The organism is Dyadobacter sp. (assembly GCF_051859145.1).
Taxonomy (GTDB): Bacteria; Bacteroidota; Bacteroidia; order Cytophagales; family Spirosomataceae; genus Dyadobacter.
The window spans coordinates 1-18,125 of record NZ_JBHYGF010000601.1 but is presented as its reverse complement, the minus strand read 5'-3'; the positions used below and the strand labels follow the sequence as shown (position 1 = coordinate 18,125).

The following is an 18,125-nucleotide window of genomic DNA, read 5'->3' as shown; positions in this document are numbered from 1 at the left end:
TTACAACGATTACCGAACCGCGAAAAATGGCTTGTTATTGTGGCATTGTACCTTTCGATCATCAGTCGGGAACTTCGATCCGAAAGCAGCCCAAGGTATCAATCTATGCCGATAAAAGTATGAAAAGCATTCTGCATCTGGCAGCTATGAGTGCCATCAGGTTCGATAACAAACTAAGAACCTACTACCTAAGAAAAGTAGCCGAAGGCAAGAACAAAATGTCGGTCCTAAATGCAGTCAGAAACAAAATCGTCCACATCATCTTTGCCCTAATAAAAAACCAAGCAACCTATAACGATCACTTGGTTTTATCATAGAAATCAGGGTGACAAATGTTTTAACAGGGTGACAAGCTTCTAAGCTTAAACTTACAAAGCTATAAAAGCCGACAGCTCTCGGCCGAAAGCCGAAGTCCCCTAAACCACAAACGCATCACTCTCCACATACGCCTTAATCAGCGCGTCTTCGCCTTCTGCTCCGGCTTTGGAGTTACCGTGCTCCATTCCCATGATGAAAGATTTATTTTCCTTCTTGCTGCGGTCGTAGATGTATTTGAAGATGTTTTTGTAGTTGATCTCACCCGTAGTTGGCTCTTTTCTGCCTGGTTCGTCCCCGATCTGGAAGTAATCGATTTCACTCCATGTTTTATCAATGTTGTAAATCAGGCGGCCTTCGTTTTTCTGCATGTGGTAGATGTCGTACAGTATCTTGCAGGATTTGCTGTTAACACCGCGGCAGATTTCGTAAGTCTGCTCGGAGGTGCGAAGGAATAAATTTGGCGAGTCGCTGAGCGGCTCTAAAACCATCACTAGTCCGTGTGGTTCCAGTATCTCTGCGCCGCGGCGTAATGCATCTATCACATTGCCGGTTTGTACGCCGATTGGCAGGTTTCTTTCAAAATCGCCAGGCACTACCGTCATCCATTTTGCATTGACGCGCTTGGCAACTTCAACCGCTTTTTTACATCCATTCAGGAAAATATCAATATACTCCTGCTTTCCTGCTGCCAGCGTGTTCGCTCCGTTGCCGCCTTTGTCAACCACAAAAACGCCCATTTGCATACCCAAGCGGTTCATCTCCTTCGCGATTTTCTCTTGCTCCTGCACTGGTCTGCCCATCATACCATTATCTTCCAGTGCCATAAATCCATTATCAGCCATAAATTTCAGCTGATCAATCACATCTTTTCCAGCTTTGTTCTGGAACATTCCAAAATGCGGTGCGTATTTAAGCTTGAACTGGTTTTTGGCAGTGGGCGCAGTTGAACCGGCAAATGCATTTTGAGCTGCAACAGCGGCACCTGCCAGACCTAATGTAGATTTTACAAAATTTCTACGAAGCATATTTTTCGTTAGTTATGTTTAGGATGTAAAGAAATTGGAAAAGACAATTTACCTCAAAACTGCCTCCATTATTTTGTAAAAGCGTTTTTAGACTAAGATCTGCGACGACGTCGGCGCTCTTTTTTCGAAGCCGGTTTGGCAGGTGCCGCCTCTGCTTCTTCTACTTTCGGCTTGGGGAAATAAGGAGCAAGCTGCGCCTTGATTTCCTCCCTGAATGCATTTCTTACACCATCTAGCGCAGCTTCTTTTACACCTCCTGCAAGCCTGTCTTCATTCAGCAGCTTCACAACCGCCTCTTCACCCGGCCAGCTCGCACCCAGGAATTTGGCTGCATTCTCACGCACCTGCGCCGATTCATTCGGATCAACCGCCATAGATCTCAGCAGATACACGGATTCACTGCTGCCGACCGTCTGAAACGAAGCCAGCAATGCGATTTTCCGCGCGTCGTTCATAGCAGCCAGTTTTTCATTTACGTAGCTGATACCCGCCTGTTCAAGCAGCAATGCGCCTGCATCTCTTCCCAGTACTTCGTTCGATTTGTCAACAGCCATTTTAAGCAGCCTGTCATTCTCAGATTCCAGTTCGTACCGCGTCATCAGATCAATGTAGTGCTCGGTCCCGTAGGTTTCGTCCAAGAGCTTGTTGAGTGCAGTTAATCCTTGCTGTGAGTTGGTTACGAAAGATTTGTCCAAGTGCAGCAATGCCAGCTTGCTCACTTCAATGCGGTCGCTGGAAGGTACCGTGAGTACATTCAGCAAAGCTTGGGATTTTTCATAACCCGCCCGGAAAAAGTCAAATGCACGGAAATACCTTAACCGGCTTTTGAAAGCAACAGAAGTATCCGCAGCAGCCTCGGTGAGGTACGGAATCGCCTGGCGCGTGCGTGCCAGCCAGACAATATCTTTTCCCGCGTCGGTCGCAGTTGACTTTCCTTTTTGTCTTTCGAGCCAGGCCGGAAAAATCCGCTCCCACTGGTCGAATGCACCAATACTTAAAGCCTCCACAGTCCAGCGGTCATTTCCTTTATACTGTATCTCAAAATGCAACCAGACATCCAAAGCTTCATAAGTATGGTTATGGTTGATTGCCAGTGCGCATTCCCTTCGCACCTGGGGATCAGGATCAGAGGTAAGTCGCTTGATATACTCTGTTGGATCGCTGTTGCGCTGCCTCACTGCCCGCAATGCGGTTATTCTGATATTCGGGTTTAAATGGCGGAACCCTATATCCAGACTTCTGTAATTAAAACCTTCGATCCGGTTCAAGACCCACAACGCACGTGCGCGCAGCTTTGGATTTGCATTATATTGATTAAACAGTTCTTCCAGATAAGGCTCCGCAGCCCAGCCGTGTTTCACACACGCATTCCAGGCGAGGTAACGCATCGACAGGTTAGGACTTTGAAGCGCCTTCACTGCTTCTTCCGGTTTGCTCAGATCAAAAACGGGTGTAGTATAAGGTGTACCCTGTGGCGCGATCCTGAAAATCCGTCCCCGGCTTCTGTCTTTCATTTTATTGGAACCGATAACGGGATCATACCAGTCAGAAATGATCAGCGAACCATCGGGCGCAACGCAAACGTCCGTTGGCCTGAACCATTTATCGCGGGTACCTTCCACGATCGGATCCATTCCTTTTGACTTATATCCTGCTCCATCATTTTCCACCGGAAACGCACTTACATAACGCTGGCCGGCATCGGCGAGCAGGATCTGGTCCCAATAGCGCCTTGGCAATAGCTCTCCTTCGTAAATGGTCATTCCCATCGGAAAGCCTGAACCTGTTTCAAGCAGATTGGGTATTACGCCCGGATCATTCTGGTGCCAGTGACGACGCGGCACTTCGTCTTCCAGGTTCGTGCGGTTAAGCCGCCAGCTTGCGCCCGTCATTTCATCTATATACCCGAAATTGCCATTTTCCATTACATAAGAAACCCGGTCGCCGCCATTTCCAGGCTCTTCCTGGTCCGACTGCCACATCGTCCCGTAACTATCCACTGCTACTTCGAAACCGTTGCGGAAGTTCTCCGCCATGATTTCCACTTTGGTAAAATCCTGCTCACAGCGAAAAACCACCCCTTGTTTGAACTGGCGAAAATCAATGGGTCTTTCATATTTATCCAGCAGCGGCCTGTCCTGCCCGTCCACGAGCTGCCTGCCTGCATTTCCAAAATTGAAGTAAAACTTACCATCGGGCCCGAAAACAAATGCATGTACACCTGCGTCACTCTGGGCACCTCCTATTCCTTTGAACAAAATTTCTTTGGTATCAGCCTTATCGTCACCGTTGGTATCTGTAAAAAGCCACACGTACGGACTTTGCGACACGATTGCCTTATTGCCCATAACCCAAATCCCCAGCGGCGCATTGATCTCCGGCCCCTGGTAAAACACTTTGGTAACATCTGCTTTACCATCACCATCTTTATCTTCCAAAATCATGATCCGGTCGCCCATACCAAGCTCCGACTTTCCATTTACAGCAGGTCGGTAATTGTAAGCTTCACAAACCCACACCCTGCCGCGGTGGTCCACATCGATATTAATGGGATTAATCACATTCGGCTCCGATGAAAAGAGTGTTGCCTCCAATCCGTCAGCGACTTTGAGCCCCGCCACTGCATTTCTGGAAAACCTTTTTTCAGGTTCAGAAAGCAATGCATACGCACTATCGGGACTGATAATAGCTACGGAATCAACCGTTGTTGAATCGGCAACTTGACAAAAACCGTAAGCAGGAAGGAGGAATGTAACTACGGTAAAAAGGAATGCAGACTTAAAAGAATGGAATGGTTTCAAAACGACCTCGGATAATTCAGACTCTCAAAAAACATTTAAAAATACCTGATGTTTCCTGAATAAGGAAGAGAAGTTTTGAACATGGGCTGTTAAAATGGAAAGTATTTTGTTATATCAAAAACGATTTAACTTTAATATTAACTTAATGAAAGATCTGTTTGAAAGATTAAGCGAGGCAAGCAGCCTGGAAGATTATGAAGCAGCAAGCAAAGCTTGCCTTGACTATTTTCCGATAGCAACGGAAAGCGAGCGTTTGGAGATTAGAAAAGTAATAATTGCCAAAGGTGATGAAATAATGCTAAAAGCCCGGGAATCTCGTCAAAAAGCGGCTGAACTTATCGCAGAGTAAGAGATCTCTGAAATAGATTCCATTATTCCAAGTTTCGCACTCCGTGCCTATTTCTTCTTCAACCCACTCAGATAATCCACTAAACTCACCAACTCGTCGGTGGTCATTGCGTCCTGCAGACCAGCCGGCATCATGGAATCTTTGAGCTGTTTGATGGATTTCACTTTCGACATTTTATATTCCTGTGTCGATCCGCCCGGGAATTTTAGGATCAAGTCGGTTTCCGTTTTGCTCGCTACAATCCCCGTTACCACAGATCCATCTTTGAAAGTCACTTCAAAACCTTCATAGCCAAATCCGATACCTGCGCTCGGCTCGAATATCGCCGCATACTGTGCTTCCTTCGGCAACTTGCTTCCTATCTCGGATAGTTTCGGACCAAAATCCATACCCTCCCCATTCACCTGGTGGCATACCGAGCAGTAATTAGTAAAAACCTGCTTACCCTTTGCAGCGTCGCCTTTCAATGCGATCAGTTCCTTTGTTTCAGGGTGCTTGCGTGCGGCTACTGCACTGCCTTCCATGTACTTTGCTGCTTCCGTTTTCACCGATTTCCGCCACGCGCCGCTGAGTCCTTTTACAGCTGCAACTTTTACTTCACCTTCCAGCTTACCCTTTTTCAGCAATTCAAGAACTTCATCTTCCCCGCTCATCGTGCCGCCCAGCGACTTCGCCGCCACAATGCGCTGCGATAGCGGATATTTTTCGTCAGTAGCGACCTTCTTCAAAATTTCAAGCGTCTCCTTTCCACCCCCGGATTTAAGTGCAGCAAGGATCTGCTCGCTTTTTGCATTATCCCCACCTTTAATCGTATTCCAAACCAGATCCGCGCCGCCCTGCTTCATTAATTGCGTCGCTGCAGCTGCCCCATTCCTCGTTGCCGACTGACTCACCGCCATATCCATTAAGCGCTGGTTTTCAGAAGCTAACTCGTATTTTGTTACCAGTTCAAGATAGGCTGGGGTACCGTAAGAAGTATCCAGCATTTTCTTCAATGCCGCCATTGCTTCCGTATTTTGTTTTACAAAAGCAGGGTCAAGGTGCCGCAATGCGAGCTCATTTACCTTTTCCTGATCCGCCCCTGATCCTTTCATGATTTTCAGCAATGTCAGCGATTTTTCATTCGGCGCCTCATTGAAATCGAATGCACGGAAGTAACGCAGCCTGCTTTTCAGATCCACATTCGGATCACCTGCGAGTGAAGCGAGCAGCGGCAGAGATTCTTTCCCGCGCGACCGCCATACGATATCTTTTCCTGCCTGGGTTGCGATCGGGTTTGTACCCGCTTTGGCTTTCCACGCATTGAAAAAGCTGTCCCACTGTCCATCTGCCCCGATACCCAATGCTTCCAGGTACCACCGGTCCTTTCCATCGTATTGCTTTGCCAGTTCAGCCCAGAGTTCAGCGGATTGGGGGTTTGTATTATTGTGTAAAATCAATGCGCATTCTCTTCGAACCTGTGCGTCTTTGTCTTTTGCTAAAATCCTGATATACCCTGTCACATCAGTGCCTTTCACTTCACTTGCCGCCCGCAAGCCTGCAATACGCATATCGGGGTTCAGATCCTTAACCGCCAGATCAATATTCTTCTTGCTTGCAGCAGGCCATTTACTCAAAATCCAAAGTGCCCGCGCACGCATCCTGTAATCTGCTTTTTTGTCTTTAAATAACTTTTCCAAAGCAGAAACTGCCTGCGCCTGCATTTTTTCCAATGCATTCCATGCTAAGAACCGAACCGAAAGGTTGGGACTTTGCAATGCTTCTACTGCGCCGACTGCGGTTGTAAAATCTGCTTTTTTAATGCGATAAGGTGTGTTTGCCGGCGCAATGCGGTAAATCCTGCCGCGCTGCTGGTCACCGGCCTGGTGCCCACCCACGCCCGGATCGTACCAGTCGGAGACGATCAAAGATCCGTCGGGAGCCACGCAAACGTCACTTGGGCGGAACCATTGATCTCTTTTCCCATCGACGATATTTACAATTTTAGCTGTATAACCCGCGCCTGATTTTTCAACCGGGTACGAGCGCAATACATTATGCCCCGGCTCGCAGTGGATCATCTGACCATAAAATTCTTTTGGCAGTAGCTTGCCTTCATAAACCACCATTCCGGTAGGCGAGCCAGAGCCTGTTTGCAGCAGGTTTGGAACTACGCCCGGATCATTCAAATGCCAGTGGCGGTACGGAATGGAGTCTTCCATGTTGGTGCGGTTGGCACGCCAGCCCGCGCCGGTCATTTCGTCGGTGTAGCCGTAATTTCCGTATTGCATGACATAGTTGATCCGGACACCTTTATTTCCGTCATCGTCGTTGTCAGACTGCCACATTGTACCGTAACTATCAACCGCCACCTCATAATTATTCCTGAAATTATTTCCCAAAACTTCAATATTGGTAAAATCGGGATCGCAGCGAAAGACCATTCCCTGCTTCAACTTTTTGAAATCAATTTCCTTCCCGTCTTTATCGACAATAGGCTTTCCTTTGCCGTCGAGCAACTGACCGCCTTCATTTCCAAAATTGAAATACAACTTTCCGTCCGGCGCAAAAACGAATGCGTGCATACCGTGATCGTGCTGCTCGCCCCCTACTCCTTCAAAAAGCACTTCTTTTTTATCGGCCTTTAAATCACCATTTTCATCTGTAAAAAGCCACACGTACGGACTTTGTGAAACCACCACTTTATTGCCCATTACCCAAACTCCCAGCGGCGCATTGATTTCTTTGCCCTGATAGAAAACAGTGCTTTTGTCTGATTTCCCGTCTCCGTCAGTATCTTCCAAAACCATAATCCTGTCGCCCTCATTCTTGGTCGGATTTCCATTGATCGCGGGACGGTAGTTGTAAGCCTCGCAAATCCAAACCCTGCCCAGCTCGTCGACATCAATATTGGTCGGATTGGTGATCATCGGCTCGGACGCGAACAAGGTAGCTTCCAGTCCATTGGTTACCTGCAAACCAGCCACAGCGTATTTAGGCGACCGTTTTTGCGTTTCCGTAAGATCTTTATAAAGACTATCGAGCGTGGCGCTCTGTAACGTACTGGGATTAGATCGCTGGTAAGTAGCGATGGTCAGACCAGCCAGCAGGCAAACTGCCGGAAATAGTATCAGGGATTTTTTTAAGTTCATGGGGTGAAATCGTGGGGATCCGAAAGCCGGACCCTGTTGTGTGATCCTTACATTAAAGATTACTATTTTTAGAGTATAAGAGACAATCCACCTGTCATTTACTATCATGAACAAGACTTTTTTTTCCATGATCGCGGCTGCTCTGGCACTACCTGCAGCAGCCCAAAAAATTCCTTCACCTGACATTCAGATCAAGACCGCTGTGCTCGCCGCACCCTCGGAAAAGCAGGCGGGCGCAAAGGTTTACGGCTATTCGGCTGACGGGACATTTACTGTACTTCGCGAGGGAACAAACGATTACGTCTGCCTGGCTGACGATCCCAAAAAGGCTGATATTGGTGTTTCTTGCTACCACGCTGACCTGGAACCATTCATGGAACGCGGGCGGGTTTTGACAAAGGAAGGTAAAAACGCGAAAGAAATATTTAATACGCGGGAGAAAGAAGCAAAAGATGGAAAACTGCGCATGCCCAAGCAATCTTCCACACTGTTCGTACTATCAGGAACAATGGATAATTACGATGCTGCTACGGGAAATCTGAAAAATGGCTACCTGCGTTACGTGGTCTATATTCCGTTTGCTACTGCGGAAAGTACCGGTCTTCCATTGAAACCCGATGTACCCGGAATGCCATGGATCATGGATCCAGGCACGCACCGCGCACATATTATGATCAATCCGGCAAAACCCTGAGCGGAAAGCAATTATTCTATCGATTTCTTTTGCTGAGCAATTTGCATTAGTATAAATTTTATCTCGACAGGTGATAGGTTTAATCCATTTTAAAATTTTACTTTGCAATCCAAAGTACTTTTCAAAACAACAACCTATGAAAAATACACCTACCAGAACGCCTGAAATCCCGGAAGTTTACGAAACCGACATGCCCCATGAAGCGCTTACGAATGCATACCCGGCAGCCGACTTCGACTACTTTATCGGATTAGGTTGCCTCGCGCTAAACGCTGCCGCGCTCCTGCTCTCACAAAAAGGTGTGTTTTTCAATGATGTATTGCCGGGCTCATTCATTCTTCCGTTTGCGGTTTCTGTGGTGTATCTGGTGATGCTATTAGCGAAAGGCAAAGTGCGGTTCATTTGGAAAAAACAGCCCGCGGAGTATCTGCCGCACCGGCTGGTGCTGGGTTATGTTTGGCTGGTCAGCTGTTTTACATTCAACCGCGCCATGCCCATTTTCAATGAGTCTGCGGACTGGCTGAGTGTACTAATCGTCATTTCTGCATTCGGCGGCATTTGTTATACCTGGGAAAAGGCGCTCCCTGCATTTCTCAGAAGCACCTTATTCTTCCTTCTTGCAGTAGCAGCAGTTCTGTGGTGCTACTACGCTATTTACCTATACAGAATTTATTTGGCCGGTCTGCTCTTTCTGGTTTTTCTGGGTTTATCAGCTCATGCTTTCATCCCGCTCCTGCTTGCGATTTCGCATATCAGGCTCCTGCATGCAGCGTGGAACAGCTACCGGTTGCCGATTTTGGCTGGCCTGATCATTCCATTGCTTTTTGTAGCAGGACACTGCATTCGTTGGAATACACTGAACGAGAAGATCCGGAACCAGATTATCGAAAACTCAATCCGCGGCGATAGTGATTTGCCAAAATGGGTCTCACTGGGGCAGGTTATTGATACGGACCGGATTTCTAAACAAATCATAATGGGCGGCCTGGTGTACCAGATATCAGGTGATTTTTCAAGTATTATGCCAAATACGCTAAACATGGAAATGTTGTCAAAACACGATCCGCTCGTATTGATCGCTTCGCTTTTCACAACCAAACCCGACCTGAGCCAAAAAGAAAGGGTCAGCTTACTCGATGTTTTATATGGCACCAGGCATTTTACCCAGGAAAGATTATGGTCGGGCAGCGATCTGGTGACAGCCCGTGTGCATACCAATGTGCGATTGTACCAGGAATTCCGGCTTGCCTATACCGAGAAGACGATCAGCATTCAAAGCAATGCATCCTCCAAATTCCAGCAGGAAGAAGCACTATTCACCTTTCACCTGCCGGAAGGTTCAGTAGTGAGCTCGCTTTCATTATGGATCAATGGCGTGGAGCAAAAAAGTCACCTGACCACCCAGAAGAAAGCTGATTTGGCCTATAATACCATCGTGGGAATAGAAACACGTGATCCTTCTGTGGCGCATTGGCAGGAAGGTAATACGGTAAAATTGAAAGTTTTTCCATGTACAAGTGTTGAAAACCGGAGGTTTAAAATCGGTATTACCTCGCCACTTGCATCAGAAGCAAATCAGCTGGTTTACGAAAATATCTGGTTTGAAGGTCCGACTGCCGAGCGTGCGTCAGAGCTTTTATCGCTGAACTTCTCCGATGAACCGGGCGACATTCACTTGCCTTTTAAAACACAGATGAAAGATCCGAAGAATGTTGTTTTCAATGGAAAATACCAGCCTGTGTGGAAAGTCAGGTTCGCCGCGCCGCCTTTGTCGAAGACAGTGTTCCAGTTCAATGGAAAATCATACAAGGCGGTTCCTGTTCAGGTTGTAACGGAAGTTTTCACACCTGCTGCCATTTACCTGGATATCAACAAAGCCTGGTCCAAAGCCGAGTTTGACAAAGTCCTGGAACTGACCAATGGAAAGCCGGTGTATGTTTTTAACAACCAAATGGAGCCACTTACAGCCGAAAACAGCAATAATGTCTATGAAAAATGCGCGACGCGCAACTACTCTCTTTTCCCTATTCACCTCATTAAAAACCGGCATCATGCACTTTTGGTCACCAAAAGCGATGGAAATTCGCCTAACCTGAAAGATCTTGCAGGAAGTGGATTTTCAAAATCCATTGCCAGCGATACTCAGTCCGTCAGGCTTCGCACCTTTAATTTGGGCGAAGAACTTTCTCCATACCTCAAAACAATGCAGGAGCTGCGAATGATCAGAAACGAGCAAGCAAGCCTGGCGGTAATTGAGAGAATGCTGGCATCAAAGCAGTTTCCGGCAGATCCTGAGTCTGACCAGGCTGCATTAAAAATCGGGAACTCCGGAATGATCATTGTTGAAAGCGACGAGCCGGTGCAAGATACCGCGCCTGACCACCTGCTTCGCTTATATGCTTACAACCACATCATGCAGCAAATCGGCCGGACTTACCTCAACGGTCATTATCAGCAAGATTCTGCAAAGGTAGCTGCATTGGTTCAAGAAGCAGATCAGGCGTATATCGTCTCTCCCATTTCCAGCTTGATTGTGCTGGAAAGTCAAAAAGACTATGACCGCTTTGATATCAGAAAAAGCAAGAAGAGCCTGGACAATGCTGCGCTGAGATCTTCGGGTGCAGTACCGGAGCCACACGAATGGGCCCTGATTATCCTGTTTGCATTGCTGGTCACCTATTATACATTCAGGAACTATGCACGTTGGTAAGAGGCACCTACCCCTATTTATTCTCGCTGCATACGTGATGTTATTTGCGTACTTACTTGCGAGGGGCTACCTGCAGGCGGACGCAACCAGCCTGATTGGCGCGGGATTAATCCCATTTGTTTTACAAAATAAAAGAGCGCCTGGTAGAAGTATTTTCCTCGGCTTGCTGGTTGCCGCATTGATCCTCACCTGCTTTTTCAGGAACGAACAGACTTTCCGGTATTTACTGCTGGTATCCGCTGCTTTGTTTGTAGTCCGGCACTTTTACGGAAAGATCAGCCTGTTGCTCGTCGCTTTGCTTGTGATTATCTCACCACTTTTCAAGTACGTTTCCGAAGTTTTCACATTTCCGATCCGCCTGAAACTGAGCGAATGGGCGGCTGCTATGATGCAGGCAGGGAACATACCAGTTACTGTCTCAGGAAACATCATTGAGATGAATGGCGCAGGATTCTCGGTTGACCCGGCTTGTATGGGACTTCAGACGACAGGCTTTTCACTTCTTGCCGGCATTTTTCTGATCGCGCACGAGCAACGTAAAACGCAAAAAACAGTAATACCAGCTCTGCAACTAGCGATTCTGATCGCTGCCTTTGTGCTCAACATTTTCAGCAATCTGATCCGGATCGTAACATTGGTGGCTTTTCATATCAGTCCCGAAAACCCGCTGCATGATTGGGCGGGCATAATATGTTTGCTTGTTTACGTTTGGGTTCCGCTTTCGTTTCTGATCAGGTACCTGCATTTAAATTACGGTACAACTACCTGCCAGGGCGCGCGGCCGGAATGGGAACCTGCCGGAAAACTCCTAATTGTCCATTTGGCTGTATTGGTCTGTTGCATGTATTGTGTTTTCCACAAACCACCTGTTTCTGCAAATGTGAAAGCAGCGGCGGTTAGTATCCCACCGGCTTACAAAACGGATTTGATGAAAAATGGGGTGATCCAATGCAAGAGCGAGCAGGCACTTATTTACATCAAGCCCATTGCCGCATTTTTCACAACCGAACACAACCCCGCTATTTGTTGGACCGGCTCGGGTTACGAACTCGCCTCTATCCGGGAGAAGTACTTTGGAAATCAGAAAATTTACGTAGGCACACTCAGGAAAGGAAGTGATCATTTGCAGACTGCCTGGTGGTTTTCGAGTGATCGTCATATTACCATCAGTCAGCTCGACTGGCGCTGGAAAGCAATGCGGGGCGAAGGTAATTTTCGGCTGATTAACGTCACTGCTGAAAGTGAGCAGGACTTAAATTTGGCAGTGCGCACGTGGTTGAAGACCATTTGAGGGTATATTGCGCCTACCGCAGCCTTTTCGATGAAAATTTGAACCCATGAAAACGATCGCACGGATTCTTTCGGCTTGGAGCCTTACCTTACTTTTTTACCCTGTTATGGCACAAACAGAAACCATTAACCTTTGGCCGGAAGGCAAGGTACCTAATTTCAAAAGCAGCAGCATTCAGGAAAAATCCGAGACAGATGCACAAGGTATCCTCAGAATCAGCGGCGTTACCGTTCCGACGATCACTGCTTACATTGCTCCGAAAGACAAAGCGACCGGCGCAGCTGTGATGATCTGTCCAGGCGGTGGTTACGGGATCCTGGCCGCTTCCCACGAGGGCAGCGACTTTGCAAAATGGTTTAACGACCGGGGTATCTCCGCATTTGTATTGAAATACAGGCTACCCAATGAAAAAGCAATGGAACACCAGCACGAAGTTCCTCTAATGGACGCCATGCAGGCCATGAAAATAATCCGGGAGAATTCAGGAAAATGGAATATCGACAAAGGCAAGATTGGCGTAATGGGCTTTTCAGCCGGTGGCCACCTTGCTGCGACTTTGTCGACCCACCACAATATGGGACCAAAAGCTTCTCCCTCCGCAAAGCCTGATTTCTCCATTCTGCTCTACCCGGTCATTTCTTTTCAGCCAGCACTGGCGCACGGTGGCTCACGTGACAATTTGCTGGGACCGGAAAAATCAGAAGAGCTGATCAAATATTATAGCAACGAGTTGCAGGTGAGCGAACAAACGCCGCCGGCATTTCTTGTGCATGCCATGGACGATACCGGCGTGCCCGTTGAAAACAGCATTGAGTATTATCTTGCATTGAAAAAGAAGAAAATACCCGCAGAAATGCACTTATATCCAAAAGGCGGTCACGGTTACGGGATGCGCACGGAAGGAAAAGGCTCGCTTGCCAACTGGCCAGCCGCTATGGAAGGCTGGCTCAAAGCAATGGGGTATATGAAGTAGCTGAACACAAATGACCGCATTAAACCGTTTTCTGGTAAATCAAAAATATCTGTTGTTCCTGTTTCTGGGAATAGCTGTTTTTGCAAGTCTGCAATCGTACCTGTCGCCGATGAAAAGCTTTGTGGAAGGCGGCAGGCTGTACACTACCTATAATAACTATATTATATTCAAGCAGTCTTTCTTCCATTTTATCGAGGGGAAAGACCTGTACATTGATTATGTGGAAGAGCAGGGCGATCTGTTCAAATACAGCCCGACTTTTGCACTCCTCTTTGGCGTTTTCGCCGTGCTCCCCGATGTGCTGGGCCTCTCGCTCTGGAATATCCTGAATGTGGTAGTACTGCTGTATTCAGTGTATTATTTACAAAAAATCGACCTTCGCACCAAAGGTTTGATCCTTGTTTTTGTTGCCGTTGAAATGCTCACCGCGGAACAAAACGAGCAGAGTAATGCATTGATCGCGGGGCTGCTGCTTTTCACATTCGGCGCGCTTGAACGCAGGAAATACTGGCTGGCTTCCTTTTGCCTGGTATCCACAGTTTATATCAAACTTTTCGGGATTGTCGGACTTGCGCTTTACCTGCTTTATCCCGACAAATTGAAGCTCACCTACACCACAGCCTTCTGGGTTGTGATTTTTACAGTATTCCCGCTGGTCATGGTGGATATGGATCAGTTTATATTTCTGTATAAAAGTTGGGGAAACCTGCTGAGTAACGACCATTCCATTTCTGATGGAATTTCGGTGATCGGCTGGCTGCGTACCTGGTTTGGTTTAACATTAAACAAAACCTACGTGAGTGTTGCCGGTGCGGTACTTTTCTGCATTCCCCTATTGCGGATCAATGCGTATTCCAATTTCACTTTCCGGATTTTAATGCTCGCTTCTGTGCTGATATGGGTGGTGATTTTCAACCACCGGGCCGAGTCGCCCACCTTTATCATCGCCATAACAGGTGTTGCATTATGGTATTATAGCCAGCTTCCGAACAAGCTTAATTACATTTTGCTGATCCTGGCACTGGTGTTTACGATCCTGTCGCCTACGGATCTTTTCCCAAAATACATCCGGAATGAATGGATGAAGCCTTATGTGGTGAAGGCGGTTCCCTGTATATTGATCTGGGCTAAATTGCTTTTCGATCTCACTGCCGGCAAGCTGCTGCCGCGACATTTTGAAGCAACAGAAAGTACTCAATGAAAAAAGGGCGTTACAGAGATCCTGCGGCCAGATCCTGCAACGCACCTTACTGAACCTTAATTTAAGCCTACTAAAAGCCTGTTAACTTCACGCACTTCGTTGGTCGACAGGAAAATACTTTTGACAACTTTCTCGGTTTCATCAGAAACGACCAGGGTGTAGGTACCGTCGCGCATTTCAGAGAAGTTTAGTTTTTTGCCAAATTTCATCACCGACTTACCTACAATTTCTTCGTGCAGTACCTTCCCCTGGTGATCCATTACCTGGATAAAGAGCTTTTCCCCTTTTTGTTTCTCGACCAGCAGGTTCATCGTTTCGGTATCCCTCACCCGGTACATGCCAATTCTGAACTTCTCACAGGTGTTGTTCTTGCATTGGGATTTTGCCTCGGTAGGGTCAATAGCGAGTGCTTCCTGATTGAGCAGGAAAAGGCTGAATGCAGCCACAGCAATGGATTTCATGATGTTTTTCATAGCTTAATGAAGGTTATTGTGGGTAAAAATCTGAATGTTTCACCAATGAGGAATAACCTTCCTGCTATGTTGCACCCGTTATTTGAACGGAGAAATTTCGTGTTGAATGGTCAGCCGCCGATTGCGATCATCTGGCGGTTTTGCTCGTAGTCGGTCTTGGCCTGCTGCTCTGTAAAGCCAGCGTGGCCGCCGTGGGCAAAATGCTTTTTATAAAAGTGCTGGTGGATCAATGCGCGCACGTCTTCACCGCGGCGCAATGGGGTAAGCAAATCCATTTCGGAGGTGTCGAAAAGGCAGTTTTTTAACTTCCCATCTGCGGTCAGGCGAATGCGGTTGCAGCCGGCACAAAATGGGTGGGTAACCGTACTGATAATCCCGAAAGTCCCGCCGGCACCATTTACGTGGTATCTCCGGGCAGTATCGTGCGCTTCCGGCTGAATGGGCTGATAGTCAAATTCACTTCCGATCGTTGTAAGCAAATCCGCATAGGATACGATCTTCGACATATCCCATTGATTGCCTTTAAATGGCATAAACTCAATAAAGCGAACGTGAAGATTGGGTTCGTCGAGGGTTAGTCTTACAAAATCATTGACTTCGTCCTCATTGATACCCCGCATCACAACCATGTTGATCTTGACCACAAAACCCTCGTTCAGCAATAAGCGGATATGCGAAAGTGTCAGTGCGAAATGGTCGCGCTTTGTGATGCTTTTGAACCTCTCTTCCCGCAAAGTATCCAGACTTACATTGAGTGATTGTACACCCGCCTGTTTGAAAGTGGGAATAAACTGATCTGCAAAAACTGCATTGGTTGTAAGCGTAAGCGAAGTGTTTAGCTGCCCCAGGTTACTGATAATTTGCTGTGCATCTTTCCGGATCAGCGGCTCTCCGCCTGTCAGACGAATTTTCTCAACCCCCATTTCGACGAATATCTCTGACAAAGCACGGATCTCGTCAGCCTGCATCAGCCACTTGGAAGGCATAAACTGCATATCTTCCTGCGGCATGCAATAGGTACATCTCAGGTTGCACTTATCCGTCAGCGAAATGCGCAGGTAAGTGTGTTTACGCCCGAATGTATCTATAATAGGTGCTGACATTAATTCTAATTTACTCCTTATTCGTGCCTGGCACCTTCGAGAACGCTGAAAACATGTAAAATATGCGGGAATAATGCGTCCATATATTCGGCAACTCCTCCCGTGCTACCCGGCATTGTCACAACCAAACTATCTCCCGAAAACCCGGCAACTGACCTGGAAAGCATGGAGGTAGCCACTCTTTCCTGCCCGTAACTGCGGGCCGCCTCGGCGATTCCGGGTATCTCCCGGTCAATCAACTCGGATACTGCCTCCGGTGTAACATCGCGGCGGGACAAGCCGGTTCCGCCTGTGATGAGAATCAGCTGGTAGCCTGTATTCGTCCATTGCAGGATCTGCTGCTGAATAGTCAGCTTGTCATCAGGTACCACCACGTAATCCGCTGCTTCCAGCTTCCAAGTAGCGAGCTTTTCCATGATCTTTTTACCAGACTTATCTTCTCCATTTCCGGCAGCGATCGAATCAGAACAAACCATAACCGCAATTTTCAATGCACCCGGCACTGCCTTGCGATCACTTTTTCCGCCTTTCTTTTCAAGTAAACGGATATTGCTGATCTCCACGCCTTTGTCAATCGGTTTGAGCATATCGTACATTGTCAGCGCCACAACCGATGCCCCGTGCATTGCCTCTACCTCGACACCAGTTTTGTAGATCGTCTTAACAACCAGCTCAATGCTGATTTCCAGTCCATCGATCTTATAATTGACCGCAGTGTACTCAATGGGAATCGGGTGACAGTCGGGCAGCAGGTCAGGCGTTTTTTTCACCGCGAGAAACCCGGCCGCCTTTGCCATTTCAAAAACATCCCCTTTCGGCACAGTCCGGTTTACAATCGCCTGAATTGTTTCTTCCCTACTTACCAGCACAACAGCCTGAGCCTTAGCGATACGGAGGGTGTTTGTTTTACTTGTAATGTCGACCACTTTTTAATTTTGAATGATCCGCCGTGGAGCGGGGAATGATTGAATGATTGAATAGCATTGTCAGTGTGAGCGAACCGGGCGGTCGAAGTGTAATCGTGCATGTCCCTTCGACTGCGCTCAGGGTGACAAGACATTCCTTTCCTCCCTTTCCTCCATCCTCCTTTTCCTCCCCTACCTCCATCCTCCCTTCCCTAAACATTCCTCTTCCACTCGAACTCCCCGGCATCTCCGATTAGTTCTTTGGCGAAGATGGGGACTTTGGTTTTGATTTCTTCTACGATGTATTCAGATGCTTCGAATGCAGCGCGGCGGTGGGGAGAGGAGACGAATACGAAGAGGCTGATCTGTCCTGTTGGTACTAATCCCAAGCTGTGGTAAATGTGCAGACAAGTCAGTTCAAACTTTTCGAATGCTGCTTCTCTGACTTCATGGAAAGTTTGTTCGGCCATTTCCTCGTATGCAGTGTAAGCTATACCCGACACTGCGCCACCCTCTTTCTCATCTGCGCGGATTTGTCCGAGGAAAATCGCATGCGCGCCAATACCCGTTTTAGACTGGTGACTGGCAATGGATTTTGCTACGAAATCAGGACTGATGGGCCCTTCTACAAATACTTTCCTGGGCTTATGTTGTTTTTCCATACCTCCTGTTATCCTCCCGCAAAAGGCGGTAAAAGCGCAACTTCTGATTGGGGCGCGATGTCCGCCAGATCTTCCATGATACGTTGATTAACTGCTATCTTAAATTTCTTCCCCTGCAATGCAGGATATTTTTGCATGACCTGCGCCCGGAAATCTCCGACCGTCAGTTGCCCGTTGTTCAACCAATTCTCCTCTGCCAGTCCGATCACTTCTGCCAGCATTCCGAAATAAAGCACGTGTAAACCCATGTTTCTTCACAAATCTCTGCTAAAACATCAAAACGGAAGTAAATGCACTTCCACCAAATCCCCTGCCGCTACCTTGTTCTGGCTGACGGGCAGGTATATAATTGCGTCAGCAAGGGCGAAAGAACGGATTGAAAAAGATTCTTGTCCGTCGAGTGCGATTACATAATCTCCTGCAATGGAAGCTTTTAAGAATTCATCTCGGTCGCCGTCAAACGAATATCCATATTTTACAGGTAATTGT

Annotated in this window: 15 protein-coding genes and 1 pseudogene; 7 read left to right on the top strand and 9 right to left on the bottom strand. The window is 47.4% G+C overall.

Annotation, left to right across the window (positions count from 1 at the left end; translation table 11 throughout):
• A partial coding sequence (locus ACTIE6_RS26715) for a transposase (RefSeq protein WP_439559539.1) occupies nt 1–317 on the top strand: 317 nt, incomplete at its 5' end.
• Nucleotides 318–416: 99 nt separating this feature from the next.
• On the opposite strand, the gene ACTIE6_RS26710 is transcribed toward ACTIE6_RS26715, so the two are convergent.
• Both ACTIE6_RS26710 and ACTIE6_RS26705 read right to left on the bottom strand, forming a co-directional pair.
• Complete coding sequence (locus tag ACTIE6_RS26710) at nt 417–1,343, bottom strand: hydroxypyruvate isomerase family protein (protein ID WP_439559538.1); 927 nt, start codon at nt 1,341–1,343, stop codon at nt 417–419.
• Between the two features lie 92 nt (nt 1,344–1,435).
• On the bottom strand, nt 1,436–4,144 hold the full coding sequence (locus ACTIE6_RS26705; RefSeq protein WP_439559537.1) for a PVC-type heme-binding CxxCH protein: 2,709 nt from the start codon (nt 4,142–4,144) through the stop codon (nt 1,436–1,438).
• Nucleotides 4,145–4,238: 94 nt separating this feature from the next.
• Between ACTIE6_RS26705 and ACTIE6_RS26700 the strand changes: the two genes are divergently transcribed.
• Nucleotides 4,239–4,493, top strand: a complete 255-nt coding sequence (locus tag ACTIE6_RS26700) for a hypothetical protein (protein ID WP_439559536.1) — start codon at nt 4,239–4,241, stop codon at nt 4,491–4,493.
• A 47-nt stretch (nt 4,494–4,540) separates the two neighbouring features.
• Here ACTIE6_RS26700 and ACTIE6_RS26695 read toward each other — a convergent pair whose 3' ends face one another.
• Nucleotides 4,541–7,624 (bottom strand): PVC-type heme-binding CxxCH protein, encoded by a 3,084-nt coding sequence (locus tag ACTIE6_RS26695; RefSeq protein WP_439559535.1) that lies wholly within the window; start codon nt 7,622–7,624, stop codon nt 4,541–4,543.
• 106 nt (nt 7,625–7,730) lie between these two features.
• Between ACTIE6_RS26695 and ACTIE6_RS26690 the strand changes: the two genes are divergently transcribed.
• From ACTIE6_RS26690 to ACTIE6_RS26670, 5 genes are all read left to right on the top strand, one after another.
• Nucleotides 7,731–8,318, top strand: coding sequence for a hypothetical protein (locus ACTIE6_RS26690; protein WP_439559534.1), 588 nt, complete (start codon nt 7,731–7,733; stop codon nt 8,316–8,318).
• Nucleotides 8,319–8,454: 136 nt separating this feature from the next.
• Nucleotides 8,455–11,028: an XrtN system VIT domain-containing protein gene (locus ACTIE6_RS26685; RefSeq protein WP_439559533.1), complete on the top strand. Its 2,574-nt coding sequence runs from the start codon at nt 8,455–8,457 to the stop codon at nt 11,026–11,028.
• A complete protein-coding gene (xrtN, locus tag ACTIE6_RS26680) occupies nt 11,015–12,319 on the top strand; it encodes an exosortase N (protein WP_439559532.1) in 1,305 nt (434 codons plus the stop codon). Before ACTIE6_RS26685 ends, xrtN begins: the two co-directional genes overlap by 14 nt.
• A 46-nt stretch (nt 12,320–12,365) precedes the next feature.
• On the top strand, nt 12,366–13,292 hold the full coding sequence (locus tag ACTIE6_RS26675; RefSeq protein WP_439559531.1) for an alpha/beta hydrolase: 927 nt from the start codon (nt 12,366–12,368) through the stop codon (nt 13,290–13,292).
• Nucleotides 13,293–13,302: 10 nt separating this feature from the next.
• Nucleotides 13,303–14,493: a glycosyltransferase family 87 protein gene (locus tag ACTIE6_RS26670; protein WP_439559530.1), complete on the top strand. Its 1,191-nt coding sequence runs from the start codon at nt 13,303–13,305 to the stop codon at nt 14,491–14,493.
• Between the two features lie 56 nt (nt 14,494–14,549).
• On the opposite strand, the gene ACTIE6_RS26665 is transcribed toward ACTIE6_RS26670, so the two are convergent.
• The 6 genes and pseudogenes from ACTIE6_RS26665 to ACTIE6_RS26640 form a co-directional block, all read right to left on the bottom strand.
• Complete coding sequence (locus tag ACTIE6_RS26665; RefSeq protein ID WP_439559529.1) at nt 14,550–14,966, bottom strand: hypothetical protein; 417 nt, start codon at nt 14,964–14,966, stop codon at nt 14,550–14,552.
• Nucleotides 14,967–15,076: 110 nt separating this feature from the next.
• On the bottom strand, nt 15,077–16,069 hold the full coding sequence (gene moaA / locus ACTIE6_RS26660; RefSeq protein ID WP_439559528.1) for a GTP 3',8-cyclase MoaA: 993 nt from the start codon (nt 16,067–16,069) through the stop codon (nt 15,077–15,079).
• A 17-nt stretch (nt 16,070–16,086) separates the two neighbouring features.
• On the bottom strand, nt 16,087–16,995 hold the full coding sequence (moaCB, locus tag ACTIE6_RS26655; RefSeq protein WP_439559527.1) for a bifunctional molybdenum cofactor biosynthesis protein MoaC/MoaB: 909 nt from the start codon (nt 16,993–16,995) through the stop codon (nt 16,087–16,089).
• A gap of 191 nt (nt 16,996–17,186) precedes the next feature.
• Nucleotides 17,187–17,636, bottom strand: a complete 450-nt coding sequence (locus tag ACTIE6_RS26650; RefSeq protein ID WP_439559526.1) for a molybdenum cofactor biosynthesis protein MoaE — start codon at nt 17,634–17,636, stop codon at nt 17,187–17,189.
• Between the two features lie 8 nt (nt 17,637–17,644).
• Nucleotides 17,645–17,884 (bottom strand): MoaD/ThiS family protein, encoded by a 240-nt coding sequence (locus tag ACTIE6_RS26645; RefSeq protein WP_439559525.1) that lies wholly within the window; start codon nt 17,882–17,884, stop codon nt 17,645–17,647.
• 27 nt (nt 17,885–17,911) lie between these two features.
• Nucleotides 17,912–18,125: pseudogene (locus tag ACTIE6_RS26640) on the bottom strand (gephyrin-like molybdotransferase Glp); the annotation flags it as partial.